Annotated in this window: 17 protein-coding genes and 1 tRNA gene; 11 read left to right on the top strand and 7 right to left on the bottom strand. The window is 59.1% G+C overall.

Annotated features, from left to right (window positions below; all coding sequences use genetic code 11):
• Positions 1–48: 48 nt before the first annotated feature.
• From NE584_RS04245 to NE584_RS04225, 5 genes are all read right to left on the bottom strand, one after another.
• Complete coding sequence (locus NE584_RS04245; protein WP_256181922.1) at positions 49–1,083, bottom strand: alcohol dehydrogenase; 1,035 nt, start codon at positions 1,081–1,083, stop codon at positions 49–51.
• Positions 1,084–1,315: 232 nt separating this feature from the next.
• The gene (locus NE584_RS04240) at positions 1,316–2,179 is read right to left on the bottom strand and encodes a hypothetical protein (protein WP_256181920.1); all 864 of its coding nucleotides are present in this window, start codon (positions 2,177–2,179) and stop codon (positions 1,316–1,318) included.
• 387 nt (positions 2,180–2,566) lie between these two features.
• Positions 2,567–3,220, bottom strand: coding sequence for a DUF4276 family protein (locus NE584_RS04235; protein WP_256181918.1), 654 nt, complete (start codon positions 3,218–3,220; stop codon positions 2,567–2,569).
• 12 nt (positions 3,221–3,232) lie between these two features.
• Positions 3,233–4,456: an AAA family ATPase gene (locus tag NE584_RS04230; RefSeq protein ID WP_108981180.1), complete on the bottom strand. Its 1,224-nt coding sequence runs from the start codon at positions 4,454–4,456 to the stop codon at positions 3,233–3,235.
• A gap of 162 nt (positions 4,457–4,618) precedes the next feature.
• Positions 4,619–4,695: transfer RNA gene (locus tag NE584_RS04225), tRNA-Pro, on the bottom strand.
• A gap of 114 nt (positions 4,696–4,809) precedes the next feature.
• Between NE584_RS04225 and NE584_RS04220 the strand changes: the two genes are divergently transcribed.
• The 11 genes from NE584_RS04220 to abc-f all read left to right on the top strand — a co-directional run bounded on the left by NE584_RS04220 (position 4,810) and on the right by abc-f (position 15,346).
• On the top strand, positions 4,810–5,820 hold the full coding sequence (locus NE584_RS04220) for a M23 family metallopeptidase (protein ID WP_256181915.1): 1,011 nt from the start codon (positions 4,810–4,812) through the stop codon (positions 5,818–5,820).
• A complete protein-coding gene (locus NE584_RS04215) occupies positions 5,821–6,441 on the top strand; it encodes a site-2 protease family protein (RefSeq protein WP_256181913.1) in 621 nt (206 codons plus the stop codon). It abuts the gene before it with no gap.
• Positions 6,442–6,461: 20 nt separating this feature from the next.
• Positions 6,462–8,306: a TIGR03960 family B12-binding radical SAM protein gene (locus NE584_RS04210; protein WP_050624889.1), complete on the top strand. Its 1,845-nt coding sequence runs from the start codon at positions 6,462–6,464 to the stop codon at positions 8,304–8,306.
• Complete coding sequence (locus NE584_RS04205) at positions 8,299–8,964, top strand: TIGR03936 family radical SAM-associated protein (RefSeq protein ID WP_256181911.1); 666 nt, start codon at positions 8,299–8,301, stop codon at positions 8,962–8,964. Before NE584_RS04210 ends, NE584_RS04205 begins: the two co-directional genes overlap by 8 nt.
• A gap of 133 nt (positions 8,965–9,097) precedes the next feature.
• Positions 9,098–9,370 (top strand): preprotein translocase subunit YajC, encoded by a 273-nt coding sequence (yajC, locus tag NE584_RS04200; protein WP_050624887.1) that lies wholly within the window; start codon positions 9,098–9,100, stop codon positions 9,368–9,370.
• Positions 9,371–9,485: 115 nt separating this feature from the next.
• Positions 9,486–9,905: a TIGR04086 family membrane protein gene (locus NE584_RS04195; protein ID WP_050624886.1), complete on the top strand. Its 420-nt coding sequence runs from the start codon at positions 9,486–9,488 to the stop codon at positions 9,903–9,905.
• A 94-nt stretch (positions 9,906–9,999) separates the two neighbouring features.
• Complete coding sequence (scfA, locus tag NE584_RS04190; RefSeq protein WP_077138769.1) at positions 10,000–10,146, top strand: six-cysteine ranthipeptide SCIFF; 147 nt, start codon at positions 10,000–10,002, stop codon at positions 10,144–10,146.
• Positions 10,147–10,243: 97 nt separating this feature from the next.
• Positions 10,244–11,665 carry a thioether cross-link-forming SCIFF peptide maturase gene (scfB, locus tag NE584_RS04185; protein ID WP_256181907.1) on the top strand — a complete coding sequence of 474 codons (1,422 nt, stop codon included), beginning with the start codon at positions 10,244–10,246 and terminating at the stop codon, positions 11,663–11,665.
• 288 nt (positions 11,666–11,953) lie between these two features.
• Positions 11,954–12,577 carry a hypothetical protein gene (locus tag NE584_RS04180; RefSeq protein ID WP_256181905.1) on the top strand — a complete coding sequence of 208 codons (624 nt, stop codon included), beginning with the start codon at positions 11,954–11,956 and terminating at the stop codon, positions 12,575–12,577.
• Between the two features lie 42 nt (positions 12,578–12,619).
• Positions 12,620–13,477, top strand: a complete 858-nt coding sequence (gene xerD, locus NE584_RS04175) for a site-specific tyrosine recombinase XerD (RefSeq protein WP_256181903.1) — start codon at positions 12,620–12,622, stop codon at positions 13,475–13,477.
• Positions 13,478–13,825: 348 nt separating this feature from the next.
• Positions 13,826–15,346, top strand: coding sequence for a ribosomal protection-like ABC-F family protein (gene abc-f, locus NE584_RS04170; protein ID WP_256181901.1), 1,521 nt, complete (start codon positions 13,826–13,828; stop codon positions 15,344–15,346).
• Positions 15,347–15,723: 377 nt separating this feature from the next.
• Here abc-f and NE584_RS04165 read toward each other — a convergent pair whose 3' ends face one another.
• Positions 15,724–16,611 carry a hypothetical protein gene (locus tag NE584_RS04165; protein ID WP_256181899.1) on the bottom strand — a complete coding sequence of 296 codons (888 nt, stop codon included), beginning with the start codon at positions 16,609–16,611 and terminating at the stop codon, positions 15,724–15,726.
• Positions 16,604–17,107, bottom strand: coding sequence for an RNA polymerase sigma factor (locus tag NE584_RS04160; RefSeq protein ID WP_157954752.1), 504 nt, complete (start codon positions 17,105–17,107; stop codon positions 16,604–16,606). Before NE584_RS04160 ends, NE584_RS04165 begins: the two co-directional genes overlap by 8 nt.
• Positions 17,108–17,237 lie beyond the last annotated feature (130 nt).

Below are 17,237 nucleotides of genomic sequence, written 5' to 3'. Positions count from 1 at the left end.
CCTCCCGCTCCCTGGGGAGCGATCTGTCGTAGGATGGCTGGGGAGGCGTCAGGGCTGGATGGCCACCTTGATGACGCCCTCCCGCCGGGACTCGAAGAGCTGGTAGGCCGCGTCGATGTCCTTGAGAGGGTAGGTGTGGGTGATGAGGGAAGTGGTGTCCAGCTTCCCGGCGGCGATCAGGTCCAGGGTCTGGGCACAGTTGCAACCATCCACCCCGCCGGTCTTGAAGGTGAGATTCTTGCCGTACATGTCGGGCAGAGGGAGCAGCTGCGGCCGGTCGTAAAGGGCCACCACCGTCACCACCGCATTGGGCCTGGCGCACTCCCAGGCCAGACGGAAGGTGTCCTCGCTGCCCGCTACCTCCAGCACTACATCCGCCCCTCTATGGGCGCTGTGGGCCAGGACCGCCTCCCGGAGCCCCTCCGGCTCCAGTGCCAGCACCTGAGGATAGTGGGCACGGACGAAAGCCAGGCGCTGGGGGTCCCGCTCACAGACGATGACCCGCCTGGGGTTTTCCAGCAGGACGCACTGGAGAGTGCACAGGCCGGTGGGGCCGGCGCCCAGGACGAGCACCGTGTCCTCCGGTGAGATCTGGGAGATCTGAGCGGCCCAGTATCCGGTGGCCAGGATGTCCCCCACGAACAGGGCCTGCCGGTCCGTTACGGCGTGAGGGATCTTGGTCAGCCCCTGGTCGGCATAGGGGACCCGGACATACTCCGCCTGCCCGCCGTCGATGCGGCAGCCAAGGGCCCAGCCGCCGCTGGGATCGGTGCAGTTGTTGACCCAGCCGTGTCGGCAGAAAAAGCAGGAGCCGCAGAAGGTCTCCACATTGACGGCCACCCGGTCTCCGGGGCGGAGGGTACGGACGTCCGGGCCTGTCTCCTCCACCACGCCTACCATCTCGTGTCCCACCGTGACGCTGGGTACCGCCCGGGGAACAGAGCCGTGCTTGATGTGCAGATCGCTGGTGCAGATGCTGGCCAGCGTGACCCGGACGACCGCGTCCCCGGGGTCCAGCAGGACCGGCTTTGGCTTGTCCAGCAGGGCGAATTTCCCCCGCTCCAGATAGGTGTAGGCGAGCATGGATCAGACCTCCTGTGTTTTGAGATGGATGAAGGCGGCGCCGGATCGGAGAGAAGGTGCCGGTGCCCATGTCACACAGCGCGCCGGAACCCAGGGCGCGCCCTAACAGCGCCGCCCGGCCTGCCCATTATACCTCAGGAAGAGAAAAACAGCAACTCGGGAAGTTAGGGGGAGCGGCAGGGGACATGTGATGATAAAACCTGAGAGGAACTAAGGCCGTCAGGCAGTTTGGTCAAATGTCCTGATAGTTTGTTCCCTGAAAAAGCTGCAGTAATCTGCAGACTCCCCAAGGAATTTCATCCTGATAGGACAGAGAGGCTTCTGACTGCTCCTGCGCTAGTTTTATGATGGTGCTGTCTGTTGCTTCGAGTTCATTTCCGTTTGGATCTAAAAGCTCTCCCAATAACAGCACTCCGTGCGGCCCGCAGAGTTCCTCTTTAAATTTCAAGGCGTCAATAGCCTTATTTTCTTGTTCTGGAGTCACTGTATAAAACATCAGCTTCTTTTCGATCTGCTCCAGTTGTTCTTTTGCTGTTTTAAAAATCGGGAACAAATCGAAGCACTCTTCCAGTTTGGTAAAAGCGGCGCGCTGGGGAGCGGTAAAGCGGGAGTTGTCGAGCAACCGTTGACGATGTGCATATATCTGCGCGGGCATGCCTAAACGCACGGATATACCGTCAAAAACATCGTCTACATGTTGGAAATTTCGAAGGGCATATGTAATTTTATACTCATCGTAAGTATCGAAGGCAAGCGTGGTCAGCTTTTGATAAGCGGAAAAATAGTTGGATCCCTCGCCATAAGCTCTGACTATATAGGTTCTCCAATGATCAAGACACTCGTTGAAAGAGTACAAGAAATTTGCCACAGCATCCTTTGCGTTACGTTCTAACTTTGCGGCGTTTTTTTCAGGGGCTTCCAGGATTTCCGCTAATGCAGAAAATCGATCTTCTACCCTCTGAAAACGGTCAATATTCTTCTGATAGGGGCCCAGCTCCTGTGCTAATGAGTGATACCACTTGCGCTCATCGCTTGTGGCCGGACGCAGATGCTGAAGAGTGCTATCATCGACATAGAAAAAATACTCTATATCCATATCTATATTCTCCTCTCTCAAATTTTAAAATCAAGAATCTCATAGAGTTACTTTTGGTATATCATTTATTAAAAATCCTGTCACTCAATTTTGCGTTCGAGTGTAGTTATAGGATTTCCAGTTATGAATATTCCTACTATTCCACATGCACACAGGCATAGCAAAAGACCGCCGATAAACGTCGACGGTCTTTCCAATTTGGTCGGAGTGTAATTATAGGATTTCAGAAAACGCAGATATATCAACGGTTTGCTGGCAGTCGGAAAGAGGTATTTATTCTAAAAATCTAAAATGACAAGAACAACGCCGCCCAAACAGGACAACGGGCGGCATTGTGCATGTTACTTTTGAAATATTAGACCCGTTGAGTACCTTTATGACGAGGGTTTATGAAACAAGGCGCCTTTCAATCTCATGAATGAAATCATTGAAACTCGGCGATTCGTTCGATTTCAAATCCATATGTATTCCTATATTTTGCGCCCATTCAGCTTTCAACTTTCCGATTTCAATAAAGGAGGCATGCTCTCTGGATAACTTCGAAGTTCCACCCGGATAGACAGCATCAGCGAGTACTTCCCAAGTTCCACATATGCTATCCTGAACATAAGTATTTAATACATGCATTTTTGCATGAGGATATGCGGACAAAAGTGCATGCCTATCGCCCAGCAGCCATGCTTCAATTTCTTCAACCGCAAGGCAAAACACATGATCTATCTTTATCATGTTCTGCATTGCGACAGCTTCTAATTCAGATCGAAATTGTTGCACATCGTGATCATCGCTATCTAAGACAACAATGATTACAGAAGGAAAACTTTGAAGGCTTCTGTCAAAGCCGCGCAAGTATGTTGCTAAATCGTTGAGTAACTTTCCTGTTTTTGTTTCTTTTATCGTATTTTTTCTTGTGAATCCACCGATCCCTCGAAAACCTTTGCAATCATACGTTGCATTTGGGTAAGGCTCCACGATTTTTTGCATCAAAATTCGAATAAGCGCAGCACCTGACTGATCTTCAACAAGATACTGAAAATGCATATGCATTCCTCCTCAGCCAAAGTACTTATCATTCCACAAGTCGCCAATATATGCGCCTTCTTGAACCAAGTCACTCACAAAATCATATTCAGATGAGCGCTTTATAGTCGAAAAGCCGTCTGCCCCTTTATCTAAGACCCAGACTTGTTCTGGCGAAAGTGCATTAACAAAAAATGGACTATGCGTCGTAACAAATAGCTGCTTATTGTATCCTGTTCCTACATTTTTTGACATTTCAATAGCCAAATCAGCCAAGTATTGATGGTACAGGCCATTTTCAGGTTCCTCGATAAAAACTAATTGGCGGGGATTCTTTTCATGCAAGAGCATATAATAAGCAAACAATTTCAAGGTACCATCTGACATTCGCTGGGAAAAAAAGGGCTCATTAAATCCATTTTGCCAAAATTCTAGTACCATTTGTCCGTTTTTAAGTTTTACAGGTTCGATTTTCTTTATATTAGGAATTTTTGTTTGAATGCTCGTGAGAATTCTCTTAAAATCACCAGGATTCTCACGATACATAAACTGCGCCACGTTATTCAGGTTGCTCCCTGTACGATTTAAATACGGAGCAGGGGCCGCTGTCTGAATTTGTCTTGCAGTATCGGGAGTAAAATAACACAGATACCAGCTCTTTAAGAATGTCAGGAACTTTTCTATTCTTGAATATTGCTTCATTGCGCCAAGCGTTACAATTCCCAGCTTACGGATATCACTTAATTCGACATCTACTTTACTTCCGGTTACGACTCCTTCGTCGTCTTGCCCCCCTTCAGCGCCTTCAAATGCATACCCTTTTCCATCGATGAGGTACAAGAACGATAAAGGCCGACCACTTTTGTTTCCCGGTCTACGTTGACGCAACCTTTCGTCCTTTACATAAGGCCTATCATATTTGTCTTTTCCGATTGTCAACTCATATGTTATTGGACGAGAATTACTATTCTCTTTATAATAGATTTCAAAGTGTATAGGGCCATTGCTTCCTTGCGAAACAAGCTTGTCATATCCGCCCCGATTACTAGCATCACAAGCACTCTCAACATCGGTTGTAAGTGCATCAGCAATAAAACCGAAGGCATCAGCTAATGTGCTTTTTCCATTTCCACTAGGGCCAATAATCGCAACCATATTGCCGAGCGGTACACCTGTCTGTCCCGAATACAATTGTCCCATTTTAATATCTTTAAGCGACCCGTAGTTTTTTATGGCGATTCCAAGAATTTTTCCCATAGCACTTACCTCGCAAATATATTTTACAGTTGTTATGTCGCGACAGACTACAAAGTATACTACTATTATTAACAGAATAATAGCATATTAAGTGAGAGTTTTCAAATATAACATTCCCAATGTCTAAATAAAAAATGGGTGAGTCCTATAAGGACTCACCCATGGTCGGAGTGCCGGGATTCGAACCCGGGGCCTCTTGGACCCGAACCAAGCGCGATACCAAACTTCGCCACACCCCGATGCAGTTAGCTTATCTATTATATTTTCTTTTCTAAGATCTGTCAAGAGGAATATAGCATCTTTTCTCGGAATAGATTGGGGGTATCCATCAAACAGGACAGGGAGGGGCATCTATGTACAGCCAGTCCACACAGGCGGCGCGTCGGAGGAGACCGGCCGCGCAGGGGAGGCGCACAGGGAAACAGGAGGAGAGCGGCAGGAGGGAGCGTGTCCGGCTGGTCCAGCTGCTGGCGTGTCTGGCACTGTTCCTCACCGTGTTCATCGGAAAGGGAGTCTTTCCCCAGCGGCTGGACCAGCTGGGGGAGGATATCCTGGCGCTGATCGGCTCCAACACTGATTTCCGGGCGGCATTTTCCGACCTGGGTGAGTCGCTGGCGGAGCAGGACTCCGTGCTGGGAGACATCGGGGAGTTCTGCATCCAGGTGTTCGGGTCCGGGCAGGACTCCGGCGGAGAGGCATCTCCCGCCCTGGCTGGCGGGGTGGAGGAGGAGAGCCGCTTCCTTAACAGCCGGCCGGACATGGCGGAGCTCACCGCCCACTATCTGCGGCTGGACCGGGTGCCCGACAGCTGGCTGCCGGGGGAGCAGGCGGAGGGAGAGGCAGCCCAGCAGACACCGCAGGCCCAGACGGCAGCGCCTGCGGTGGGAACGGTGCTGCTGAAAGCCAATTATAACGGCCCGGAGCTGCCGGCCAACTATACTATGGACCAGATCTCCCTGGGGGACCTGGAGACCGTGACCCCGGTGTTCGGCCCCCTCTGGTCCACCTACGGCTACCGGGACCACCCCATTGACGGAGAATACAGATTTCACAACGGAGTGGATATCGGCGCCTATCAGGGGGACCCCATTCTGGCATTCGCCGCAGGCACGGTGGAGTATGTGGGGGAGAACGACGACCACGGACTGTATTTCCAAATCGACCACGGCAACGGCATCAAATCATTTTACGCACATTGCAGCAGGATCTGTGTGACCACGGGACAGACCGTGTCCGCGGGGGAGAAGGTGGCAGAGGTGGGGTCCACAGGGAACTCCACTGGTCCCCACCTGCACCTGGAGCTGAAATACGCGGGGACCCATCTGGACCCGGCATACTATATCGACTACAAGCAGGCCGTCTGAGTGGGGCGGGGGAGGATCACGGTCACGCCCGGATTCCTGTTCCTGATGGCCTGGTGCAACTATGCGGACCAGCAGGGGCTCCTGCTCCCGGCCCTGGCAGGGTGCGCGCTCCACGAGCTTGGCCACCTGGCGGCCATCTGGGGGCTGGGCGGATCGGTGCGGCGCCTGCGGCTGACGGCTGTGGGGGCGGAGATCCAGATGGAGCGGCCCATGTCCTATCCGGGGGAGCTGGCAGCGGCGCTGGCGGGCCCGGCGGCCAACCTGGCGGCGGCCTGGCTGTGCTGCCGGGCAGAGGGCGGGGCCCTCTTCGCCGGGCTGAATCTGGCGCTGGGCTGCTTCAATCTGCTTCCAGTGGGCAGGCTGGACGGGGGACGGGCGCTGCACTGTCTGCTGTCTATGTCCATCGGGCCGGCTGCGGAGGAGGCGGAGGCGGTCCTGGACCGGGTCCTCATCGCCTTTTTGCTGGCGCTGGGCGTGCTCCTGATTGGCTGGGGAGGCAGTTTTACCCTCCTCCTGGTGGCGCTCTGGCTGCTGGCAAAAGAAAAAGAGGGGAAAAAGGGAAGAAATAGGTCTTGTCAAGGGCTTCAGAAACGGGTAAAATGGTTCCTGCACTCGAAATGAGAGTTACCTGGAGGGACATCATGAACCGGACACTGGAGCGTATTCTGCCAAAAGTACAAAAGCCCGCCCGTTACACCGGCGGAGAATATAATGCGGTGGTGAAGGATCGGGCCCAGGTGGACACCCGGTATGCCCTCTGCTTTCCAGACACCTATGAGATCGGTATGTCCAACCTGGGGATGCGTATCCTGTATGGGGCCATGAACCAGGTGGAGGGCCTGTGGTGCGAGCGGGCTTTTGCTCCCTGGGGAGACATGGAGGAGGAGATGCGCCGGGAGGGCATCCAGCTGTACGGCCTGGAGAGCGGCGATCCTCTGTGCGACTTTGACATTATCGGATTCTCGCTGGGCTACGAGATGGCCTACACCAATGTGCTGAACATGCTGGATCTGGCGGGCCTGCCTCTGCGCTCGGAGGAGCGGCGGGACCTGGCCCCGCTGGTGGTGGCGGGGGGGACCTGCGCCTATAACCCGGAACCCCTGGCCCCCTTTGTGGACTTCTTCGTGCTGGGGGAGGGGGAGGAGGTCACCCTGGAGTACATCGCCCTCTACCGCCGGGCCCGGGACGAGGACTGGACCAAGGAGGAGCTGCTCCGGGAGGCGGCCCGCATCCCGGGCATCTATGTGCCCTCCTTCTACGAGCCGGTCTACCGCCCCGACGGAACGCTGGAGGAGATGCGCATCCGGGAGGGCTCCGGCGCGCCGGAGCTGGTGCGCAAGCGGGTGGTGGAGGACATGAACAAGTCCTATTTCCCGGTGAAGACCATCATCCCCTCTACAGAGATCGTCCACGACCGGGTGATGCTGGAACTGTTCCGGGGCTGTATCCGGGGCTGCCGGTTCTGTCAGGCCGGATACGTGTACCGCCCGGTGCGCAGCCGGGACCCCAAACAGCTCGCAGAGTATGGAAAGGCGGCCTGTGAGGACTCCGGCTATCAGGAGATGACCCTGTCTTCTTTGTCCTCCACCGACTATCCCTGCCTGCTGGAGCTGTGCGATGACCTGCTGGACTACTGCGCCCCCCGGGACATCGGGCTCTCACTGCCCTCCCTGCGGGCGGACACCTTCTCCATGAATCTGATGGAGCGGCTCCAGCGGGTGAGGAAGGGAGGCCTCACCTTCGCGCCGGAGGCGGGGACCCAGCGGCTGCGGGACGCCATCAACAAGAACCTGCGGGAGGAGGACCTGCTCCAATCCTGCCGCACCGCTTTCGCCGGCGGGTGGAGCGGCGTGAAGCTCTACTTCATGCTGGGCCTGCCCACCGAGACTGATGAGGATGTGCTGGGGATCGCGGATCTGGCCCGCAAGGTCTATTTCGCCTGGAGGGAGTACACTCCCAACCCCAAGCGGGGGGTGCGGATTACGGTGTCCACCTCCTGGTTCGTGCCCAAGCCCCACACGGCCTTCCAGTGGGAGGCCCAGATCCCCGTGGAGGAGTACCAGCGGCGGGTGGGCCTGCTGCGGGACGCCCTGAAGCGGGACAAGTCCATCACCTACAACTGGCACGACCCCCAGACCAGTTATCTGGAGGCTATCTTCTCCCGGGGGGACCGCCGCCTGGCCGACGTGTTGGAGTGGGCCTGGCAGCATGGGGCCAAGTTCGACTCCTGGAGCGAGTATTTCGACTACCAGCGGTGGATGGATGCCCTGGAGGCCTGCGGGCTGGATGGGGACTTCTACGCCCACCGGGAGCGGCCGCGCAGCGAGGTGTTTCCCTGGTGCCGCATCGACCCCATGGTGACCCCCGCTTTCCTGTGGCATGAGCGGGAGCTGTGCTACCAGTCCCAGACAACCCCGGACTGCCGCACCCGTTGTTCCGGCTGCGGGGCCAACCGTCTGCTGAAAGGAGGGGTGTGCAATGGCTGACCGCCTGCTCTTCTCCAAGACTGGGAGAGCCAAGTACATCTCCCATCTGGACCTGATGCGCACCTTCCAGCGGGCCTTTTTCCGCTCCGGCATCCAGATCAGGCACACGGAGGGCTTCAATCCCCACCCCTTCGTCTCCATCGCGCTGCCTCTGTCAGTGGGCTACTCCAGCCAGTGCGAGATCCAGGAGTTCGGGCTGGTGGGGGGCGCATCCTATGAGGAGGTGCCGGCGCGGCTCACTGCCGCCATGCCGGAGGGCATCGTGATCCATAGCTGCTATCCGGCCCAGCGGCCGGTGAAGGAGCTGTCTCGGGTCAACTACATCATCAATATGGAGTACGAGGAGGGGCGGCCTTTGGAGGCAGAGACCGCCCTGAGCCGCCTGCTGGGGCAGGAGAGCCTGGTGGTGCGGAAGAAGTCGAAGAAGGCCAAGACCGGCTTCACCGAGGTGGACCTGATCCCTCTGATCTACAGCTGGAACCTGGAGGTGCAGCGGGACACCATGACCCTGGATGCGGTGCTGGCGGCCCAGAACCCGGGACTGAATCCAGAACTGATCCGGGCGGCTTTTTGCGAGACTTACCCAGATCTCCAGCCGGATTTCGTCACCTTCCACCGCCGCGCGGTGCTGGACGGGGAGGGAAAGGAATTCCGCTGACCGGCGTGTAAAACCAGGTTTGAGAAAATTTGCAAAAAAGGCTTGTCAACCGAAGGGGAAACAGGTATAATGACAAAGACGCCTTTTGGCAGCACTACCGAATTTTTGGAGGGAATCTACCTTGGATAGTGGGATGTACAGCATTGTTTTGTTAGTCCTGATGTTTGCGCTGCTCTACTTCTTTATGATCCGCCCGGAGAACAAGCGGAAGAAGCAGGCGCAGGCCATGCGGGACTCTCTGACCGTTGGGGACGAGATCACCACCATCGGCGGCATCATCGGCACCATCTGTGCTGTGAAGGAGAACACCATCGTTATCGAGACCGGTGCCGACCGTGTGCGGATCGAATTCACCAAGTGGGCCGTGTCCACCAAGGGGGCCCAGACTTCCGAGACCACGAAGTAAAGGACTCCGTGCCGTGCTTCCGGGCTGCTGTGCCCTGGGGCAGAAATGACAGGCATGACAAGCACCCTTCCCGCATAAGATTCCATACCTGGAACTTGCGGGGAGGGTGTTTTTTGTGAAAACGAAAGGAAAGCGGGAAGAGGCGGAGAGCCCCTGGCTGGGGACCATGTGCGGGATGCTGAAGGGGGGCGCACTGGCGTTTCTGACGGCGGTGGCCATCCTGTTCCTGTGTGCGCTGGCGGTGTCCAACCGCTGGCTGGGGCAGGGGATGATGGACAGCGCAGTGATGGCGGCCTGTGCCCTGGGGGCTCTCGCCGGCGGCCTGCTGGCCGTCCGTCAGGGCCGGGGCAGGAGCCTGCTGATGGGCTTCGGGGCAGGTCTGATCCTGTTCCTGCTGCTGCTCACTGCCGGTTTCCTGTTCTATGAGTCAGCGGATCTGCGCAACGGCGGGCTGGGACTGCTGCTCTCCTGTGGCTGCGGCGGCGCCCTGGCGGGCGTACTGGGGGGAAAACCAAAGAAAAAACGCAGAAGATGATTGAAATCCCGGCCTGTGTATGGTATAATCCTACCATACATATTGGCGGGGCTATGCTCCGCCCTATGACAGCATATTAGGGAGGAAGATTCCGATGAAGCACATCCAGACTCTGAACGGAGCCACTTTGAAGAACAGCGCAGCCCACGGCGGCTGCGGCGAGTGCCAGACCTCTTGCCAGTCCGCCTGCAAGACTTCCTGCACGGTCGCCAATCAGAAGTGCGAGAACGACAACAAGTAAGGACAACATCCTGACCGGAAAGGGGCGGGCGTCAGCCTGCCCTTTTTTCGCGGCTGGAATCGGCCGCCAATCTTTGCAAATTCGGAGGAATATCATTATGGTACACACATTTTCCGCGCTGGGCCGGAACTTGGCGGTGGATGTGAACAGCGGGGCGGTCCATGTGCTGGACAAGCTGTGCTGTGACCTGCTTTCTCTGGTGGAGGGCCCCATGGGAGATGCCTGTCCCCAGGATCTGAAGGACCGCCTCTCTCAGTACGACGCCAGGGAACTGGACGAGGCCTGGACGGAGCTGCTGGAGCTCCAGCGGGCGGGGCTGCTCTTCTCAGATGACGACTACATCGACCCGGCTGCCGCCATGGCCCTGCCCAAGGCGGCGGTGGTGAAGGCACTGTGTCTGCATGTCTCCCACGACTGCAACCTGCGCTGCCGCTACTGCTTTGCCTCTACTGGCGACTTCGGTACCGGACACCGCATGACCATGGACTTTGATACCGCCAAGCGGGCCATCGACTGGGTGGTGGAGAAGTCGGGCAAGCGGCGGAACATTGAGGTGGACTTTTTCGGCGGGGAACCGCTGATGGCGCTGGACACCGTCAAGCGGACGGTAGAGTACGCCCGCTCCCTGGAGGAAAAGCACGACAAGTGTTTCCGCTTTACGATCACAACCAACGGTGTCCTGCTGGACCAGGACACCATCGACTACATCAACCGGGAGATGTCTAACGTGGTGCTCTCCCTGGACGGCCGGCGGGAGGTCAACGACCACATGCGCCCCACTGTCAACGGGAAGGGGAGCTATGACGTGATCGTCCCCAAGTTCCAGCAGCTGGTCTCTCAGCGGGGGACCAAGGACTACTATGTGCGGGGCACCTTCACCCGGGAGAACCTGGACTTTGCCGACGACGTGGAGCACCTGGCTTCCCTGGGCTTCCGCCATGTTTCGGTGGAACCGGCCAGCGGACCGCTGGACGACCCCTTCGCCATCAAGGAGGGAGACCTGCCCGCAGTGGAGGCAGAATACGAGAAGCTGGCCCGGCAGCTGCAGGGGAGGAAGGACGTGAACTTCTTCCACTTCAATGTGGATCTGGCTCAGGGGCCCTGCGTCATCAAGCGGCTGCGGGGCTGCGGGGCGGGCTGTGAGTATGTGGCCATCACTCCTGATGGGGACATCTATCCCTGTCACCAGTTTGTGGGCAGGGAGGAGTACCGGATGGGCAATGTCCGCTCCGGGGACTTCGATATGGACATCTCCGGGAAGTTCGCGGAGCTGAACATCTACACCCGGGAGGACTGCCGGAACTGTTGGGCCCGCTTCTATTGCAGCGGCGGCTGCTCCGCCTCCAACCTGCTTGTCAACGGCGACATAAAAAAGCCCAATGCGGTAGCCTGCGAAATGGAGCGTAAGCGGCTGGAGTGCGCCATCGCCCTGCGTGCCATTGCGGCCGGGATGGGAGAGACGGAGAATACAGAATGTAATAATACGGACTGTAGTCTGCGCGGCTCCTGCGCGGAATAGCAGAAAACACAACATCTGCGGTGCCTGACGGTACAAAATCACTATATTTAGAAAGAAGGCGGGCCAGCAGACACTGGCCCGCCTTCTTTGGTCAACAAAGTTTACATAATCATGTTGACATAAAGTATTGACGGAAATGACGAATTTTCACAAATCCTTCAAAACCCCTTGCGGAAACGGGCGCCGAGCGGTATATTAAGGATAAATTCAGATTCGGTAGGGGGATCCAAGGGTTCCCCGCTTCTATTTTTTTATCCCGCCTCATAGGCTGACACTGAGGTGAGCGCCATGGGGAGACAGGGAAAGATCATGCTGGATGTGCCGTCTGGGACGTTGGCCGCGATGGCGGTGCTGGGTATGGCGTTCCTGCTGGGGGGCGGCGCGGGCTGCCTGCTGGGCGGCATGGTGAATGGTGCGGGCGGCAGCGCCCTGTCCGACTATCTCCAGACCTATCTGACGCTGGCCCAGGACGGGACTGAGGGAGCCCCGGGCTTTTGGGCGGTGCTGTGGGAGCAGATGCGTTTTCCCCTGGCGGCCCTGCTGATGGGATTCACGGCGTTGGGGGTGATCGGACTGCCAGTGCTGTTTGCCGTGCGGGGCTTTTTATTTTCTTTTTCCGTGGCCTGCTTCTGCCGCTTGTTCGGCGGGGCGGGGCTGATCCCGGCGCTGTTCTTGTTCGGGCTGCCGGCGCTGCTGTGGGCGCCAGCCCTCTTCGTGCTGGGGGCCCAGGGGATGCTGGGGGCCTACGGCCTTCTGCGGCGGGTGACGGGGGACAGCCGCTATCCCCTCAGCTATGACACCGCCTATGGGGTCCGCTGCGCGCTGTGCGGCGGGGCAGTCATGCTGTGTGTGATCTTGGAGCTGAGCATCGTTCCGGTGCTGGTGGGGGCTTCGGCCCGCTTTGTGCTGTGACTTGCGGGAGGGCCCGCAATCTGGAATCAGGGAGTTTTGTGTGTGTCGAATCTGTTGGAGGACTATGAGAGCTATCTGACAACTGAAAAGAAGGCCTCGGCCAACACGGTGAGCTCCTATCTGCGGGACGTGCATCAGTTTGCCCAGGAGATGGAGGAACGGGACGTCCCGCTCGACGAGGTGCTGCCCCGGGACGTGGAGGACTATATCCGGGGCCTGACCCGGCGGGGCAAATCCGCTGCCACGGTGACCCGGTCCGTGGCATCCATCAAGTCCTTCTACAACTGCCTGCTGTCAAGGGGACTGGTGGAGAGCAACCCAGCCCGAAACGTGACTGCGGCGAAGGTGGAGCGCAAGCTGCCCCAGATCCTCACCAGCCGGGAGGTGGAGCTCTTTCTGGAGCAGCCAGACTGCAGCGACCTGAAGGGGTACCGGGACCGGGCCATGCTGGAGCTGCTCTACGCCACGGGTATCCGGGTGTCGGAGCTGATCGAGCTGGACGTGGACGACCTGAACCTCTACGCCGGGGTGCTTCACTGTGCCAGCAAAGGGAAGGAGCGGGTCATCCCCCTTTACCCCGCCGCCATCCGGGCGCTGGAGGAGTATCTGCGCAACGTCCGCCCGCAGCTCATCAACGAGCCGGACGAGACGGCGCTGTTCGTCAACATGAGCGGGGACCGGATGAGCCGCCAGGGCTTCTGGAAACTGATCAAATACTACCAGGAGAAGGCCGGCATCCAGAAAGACATCACGCCCCACACCCTGCGCCACTCCTTCGCCGCCCACCTGCTGGAGAACGGGGCGGACCTGCGCTCCATCCAGGAGATGATGGGGCACGCGGACATCTCCTCCACTCAGATCTACTCCCGGATGCTGAACCACAAGCTGAAGGACGTCTAACAGAAGGCCCACCCCAGAGCATGAGCCAGGCCGGATGCAGTTCGTCCTGGTTTTTGCTTGACAGGGCGGCTCCGCTGTGCTACACTGCATGGGAATCTAGAAGAAATGGAGGCGGGAAAATGCACAATGCCGCTTGCTGAACCGCATGATGGAAGAGAGAGGGGCCTGAAAAGCCCCGGTTCTGTCATGCCTGAGCAAGAGGGTGTTGTCTTCCCGCTCCGGCTGTTCGTATGGAGCTGCCCCAGGGGGGCGGCTGTGGATCGTCTGCCAAAGCCGTGAGAAGGTGCGCCTTCTTGCGGCTTTTTTCATATGCCCCGCCGGCGGCGGGGCGGAAAGGGAGGCAGAACAGTGTCTTTGATCCGAATCGAACATTTGTATTTTACCTATGACGGCGGCAGCGAGCCGGTCTTTGAGGACCTGGACCTACAGCTGGACACAGACTGGAAGCTGGGGCTGGTGGGCCGAAATGGCAGGGGGAAGACCACCCTGCTGCGCCTTCTGGAGGGCGGGCTGGAGCACCGGGGGCAGATCCGCACGGGCCTGGCCTGCCGCCGGTTCCCCTGCGCCGTCCGGGAGACGGAGGTCCCGGTGTCCCAGGTGCTGCGGGATATCTCACCGGAGGCGGAGGAGTGGCAGCTGGTCCGGGAGCTGTCCCTGCTGGGGCTGGATGAGGAGGTGCTGGAGCGCACCTTCTCCACCCTGAGCGGAGGGGAGCAGACCCGGGTGCTCCTGTCCGCCCTGTTTCTGGACGAGGGGAGCTGGCCCATGCTGGACGAGCCCACCGACCACCTGGACGAGGAGGGGCGGGAGCTGCTTGCCCAATATCTCAGCCACAGCCGCCGGGGCTTCCTGCTTGTCTCCCACGACCGGGCGTTTCTGGACCGGTGCGTGGACCATGTGCTGGCCCTGAACCGGACGGGGCCGGAGCTGGTGAAGGGAAATTTCTCCGTGTGGTACCAGGAGAAGCAGGACCGGGACCGGCGGGAGCAGGCCCAGAACCAGCAGCTGAAGGGGGAGATCCGTCGACTGGAGCAGGCGGCCCGCCGGACCTCTGCCTGGTCCGACCAGGTGGAAAAGACCAAATACGCCAGCAAAAATTCCGGACTGCGCCCCGACCGGGGCTATGTGGGCCACAAGTCGGCCAAGATGATGAAGAGGGCCAAGAGCCTGGAGAGCCGGCAGGAGTCTGCCATCCGGGAGAAGGCGGCTCTGCTCCACGACGTGGAGCGGGCCGAGCCCCTGAAGCTGGCCCCCCGGGCGTTCCACAGTGCCCGCCTGCTGGAGCTGGACCGCGTCTCCATCGACTACGGAGACGGGCCTGTGTGCGGCGAGGTCAGCTTCTCCCTGAGCCAGGGGGAGCGGCTGTGCCTGGAGGGGAGGAATGGGAGCGGCAAGACCAGCCTGCTCCGGCTGATCCTGGGGGAGGAAGTGCCCCACACGGGGACCGTGCGGCGGGCCTCTGGCCTGGAGATCTCCTATGTCTCCCAAGAGGTGGACCATCTGCAGGGAGCCCTTCGGGACTTCCCGGCGGAGGAGGGGATAGACGCCACCCAGTTTATGACCATCCTGCGCAAACTGGACTTCCCCAGGGCGGCCTTTGAGGGAGAAATGGGTGCGTACAGCGCGGGCCAGAAGAAGAAGGTCCTGCTGGCGGCCAGCCTGTGCCGCAGCGCCCACCTGTATGTCTGGGATGAGCCGCTGAATTTTGTGGACCTGTTCTCCCGTATCCAGATGGAGGAGCTGCTGCTGGAGTACCGGCCCACCCTGCTGTTCGTGGAGCACGACGAGGCGTTCCGGGAGCGGGTGGCCACCCGGCGGGTGTCCCTGCCTGAGCGCGGGCTGGAAAAAACAGACAAAGATATGAGATAAGATTTGCAGTTTTTCCATCCCCTGCACGTATAGAGGCAGGAGAAGACTTGGCAGCCACGGGAGAGGGGGGAGTCAGGGCAAAAGGCAGGAATGAGTGTGGAAAGACTGTTGCCTCAGATGCTGATGTCCACAGCCGCCATCCTGGTTGGGATCCTGCTGGTCCTCATGGGGCTGCTGCGCATAGGGAGGTCAATCAAGTTCCACCATCACCATCGGATTTTCCTCCAGCGTTGTCGTGACCATCGACAGAGGCCAGCTGGAGGAATTCTTCCGCCGATCCGGCTGGGCCCGGTGGCCGATATCTGCATAACAGAGGGGCTCCCCGGCAGTGCCGGGGAGCCCTGACGATGTGGGAAAGTGGGCGGTCCAGAGCGCAGTTAGCGGGAGGCCCGGGGGCAGGCGGTGCCGGTGCCTGACTCCGCAGAGGCTGGAGCGGCCGCCTGGACATAGACGGCGTCGTCCCTGGGGTCCAGCACGGCCAGTGCAGACAGGGCCTCATCGTCGGCCCTGGTGAGGGACAGGACCAGACGGTTGTTCTCCTCGTCCAGGGCGCAGGAGGACAGCACCGCCTTCACTGAGGGCTGGGCACAGATCTGCTCCTGGAGCTTGGTGAGGGAGGCGAGGGAGTAGCGGGCCCTGGCAAAGGACACCCCGCCCCCGGCCCAGTCCCGGACCTGACTGCGCAGGGCCTGTGTGTCGCAGCCCTGGACCAGCAGGACCACCACATCTCCCGCGCTGTCCAGATAGCCGCCGCCGTACCAGTCCGGGTAGGTGCCGTTGCCGTATTCCCGTTGGATCTCCCGAGTCAGGCGCTCCAGGAGCAGGGCGCCCTCTCCTGCGTCGGCATCGGAAGAGGTCTCTCCCTCCGCACTGGGCAGCTGCTGGGCAGGGAAGCCGCCGTCCTGGGCGGAGGCGGGAAGCCGGCTGAGGTCGTACGGCTCCCCCTCCTCTGCGGGGAGGGTGTCCGGTCCAAGTCCGCTCTCGCTGATGATGAGGCCGGGGCGGGGGGCTGCCTCCTGGGTACTGGCGTCCTGTTCCTGCCCCGCCGCTTCCTCCACCGTCACATAGCTGTGGAGGGGCGGAAAGAGGAGGGCGTGTCCCAGCGGCAGGGCGGCCGCCAGAAGGAGGCAGGCGGCCAGCACCCAGTACCGGCACCGGTGGACGGGGCGGCGGACAGGCCGGGAGAGCCCCTCCTCCAGCGCGGCCCGGGCCGCCGGGCTGGGGATGAGCTGTTCCTTCATCTGAGAAAAGATGGGGTCATTCATGAAAATAGTCTCCTTTCAGCAGCTCCCGCAGGTGCTCCCGCCCCCGGGACAGGCGCATCCGCACCGCGCCTGGGCGGAGGGAGAGGAGCCGCGCGATCTCCTGGGTGGACAGTTCTTCAAAGTAGAACAGGTAGAGGGGGACCCTCAGCCCGTCTGGCAGAGAGGAGAGGGCGGACCAGAGCCCGGTCTGTTCCGGGGTCTGGAACTGCACCGGCGCATCCGCACGCTCCGAGAGGGGGACCACACGCCTCCGCCAGGGGGAGGCGGTCACCCGGCGGCTGAAATTGAGAGTAGTGCGCAGGAGCCAGGCCCTGCGGTGCTCCTCCTCCCGGAAATGTTTGCCGCACTGGAAATAGGCCAGAAATACCTCCTGAAACACGTCGTCCGCATCCGCCCGGCTGCCGGTCCGAGCCAGTGCGAAGCCGTACACCATTTTTTCGTACCGCTCCAGGATGGAGGCGAATCCCTCCTCCGGGCTCAGCGGTTGCTCTGCCATATCACGACCTCCCTTCGCATAATACTCCATTTTGCAGGGGGAAATGTCACGGTGGAAGCAGACTTTTTTCTCCAGAGCCCCCATCCCATTTTCCGTTGTACCATACACCCGCCGGGAAAGCAAGGGAGTG

It is taken from the genome of Clostridium sp. DFI.5.61 (assembly GCF_024462915.1).
GTDB classification, from domain to species: Bacteria; Bacillota; Clostridia; order Oscillospirales; family Oscillospiraceae; genus Lawsonibacter; species Lawsonibacter asaccharolyticus.
The sequence above is the reverse complement of the archived record's forward strand: the minus strand, read 5'-3'. Positions and strand labels throughout refer to the sequence as shown.

Coding starts and splice junctions, on each gene's coding strand:
- NE584_RS04245 (WP_256181922.1), bottom strand. CDS start 1,083: ATGCTCGCCTACACCTATCTGGAGCGGGGGAAATTCGCCCTGCTGGAC.
- NE584_RS04240 (WP_256181920.1), bottom strand. CDS start 2,179: ATGGATATAGAGTATTTTTTCTATGTCGATGATAGCACTCTTCAGCAT.
- NE584_RS04235 (WP_256181918.1), bottom strand. CDS start 3,220: ATGCATTTTCAGTATCTTGTTGAAGATCAGTCAGGTGCTGCGCTTATT.
- NE584_RS04230 (WP_108981180.1), bottom strand. CDS start 4,456: ATGGGAAAAATTCTTGGAATCGCCATAAAAAACTACGGGTCGCTTAAA.
- NE584_RS04220 (WP_256181915.1), top strand. CDS start 4,810: ATGTACAGCCAGTCCACACAGGCGGCGCGTCGGAGGAGACCGGCCGCG.
- NE584_RS04210 (WP_050624889.1), top strand. CDS start 6,462: ATGAACCGGACACTGGAGCGTATTCTGCCAAAAGTACAAAAGCCCGCC.
- NE584_RS04205 (WP_256181911.1), top strand. CDS start 8,299: ATGGCTGACCGCCTGCTCTTCTCCAAGACTGGGAGAGCCAAGTACATC.
- yajC (WP_050624887.1), top strand. CDS start 9,098: ATGTACAGCATTGTTTTGTTAGTCCTGATGTTTGCGCTGCTCTACTTC.
- scfA (WP_077138769.1), top strand. CDS start 10,000: ATGAAGCACATCCAGACTCTGAACGGAGCCACTTTGAAGAACAGCGCA.
- scfB (WP_256181907.1), top strand. CDS start 10,244: ATGGTACACACATTTTCCGCGCTGGGCCGGAACTTGGCGGTGGATGTG.
- NE584_RS04180 (WP_256181905.1), top strand. CDS start 11,954: ATGGGGAGACAGGGAAAGATCATGCTGGATGTGCCGTCTGGGACGTTG.
- NE584_RS04165 (WP_256181899.1), bottom strand. CDS start 16,611: ATGAATGACCCCATCTTTTCTCAGATGAAGGAACAGCTCATCCCCAGC.
- NE584_RS04160 (WP_157954752.1), bottom strand. CDS start 17,107: ATGGCAGAGCAACCGCTGAGCCCGGAGGAGGGATTCGCCTCCATCCTG.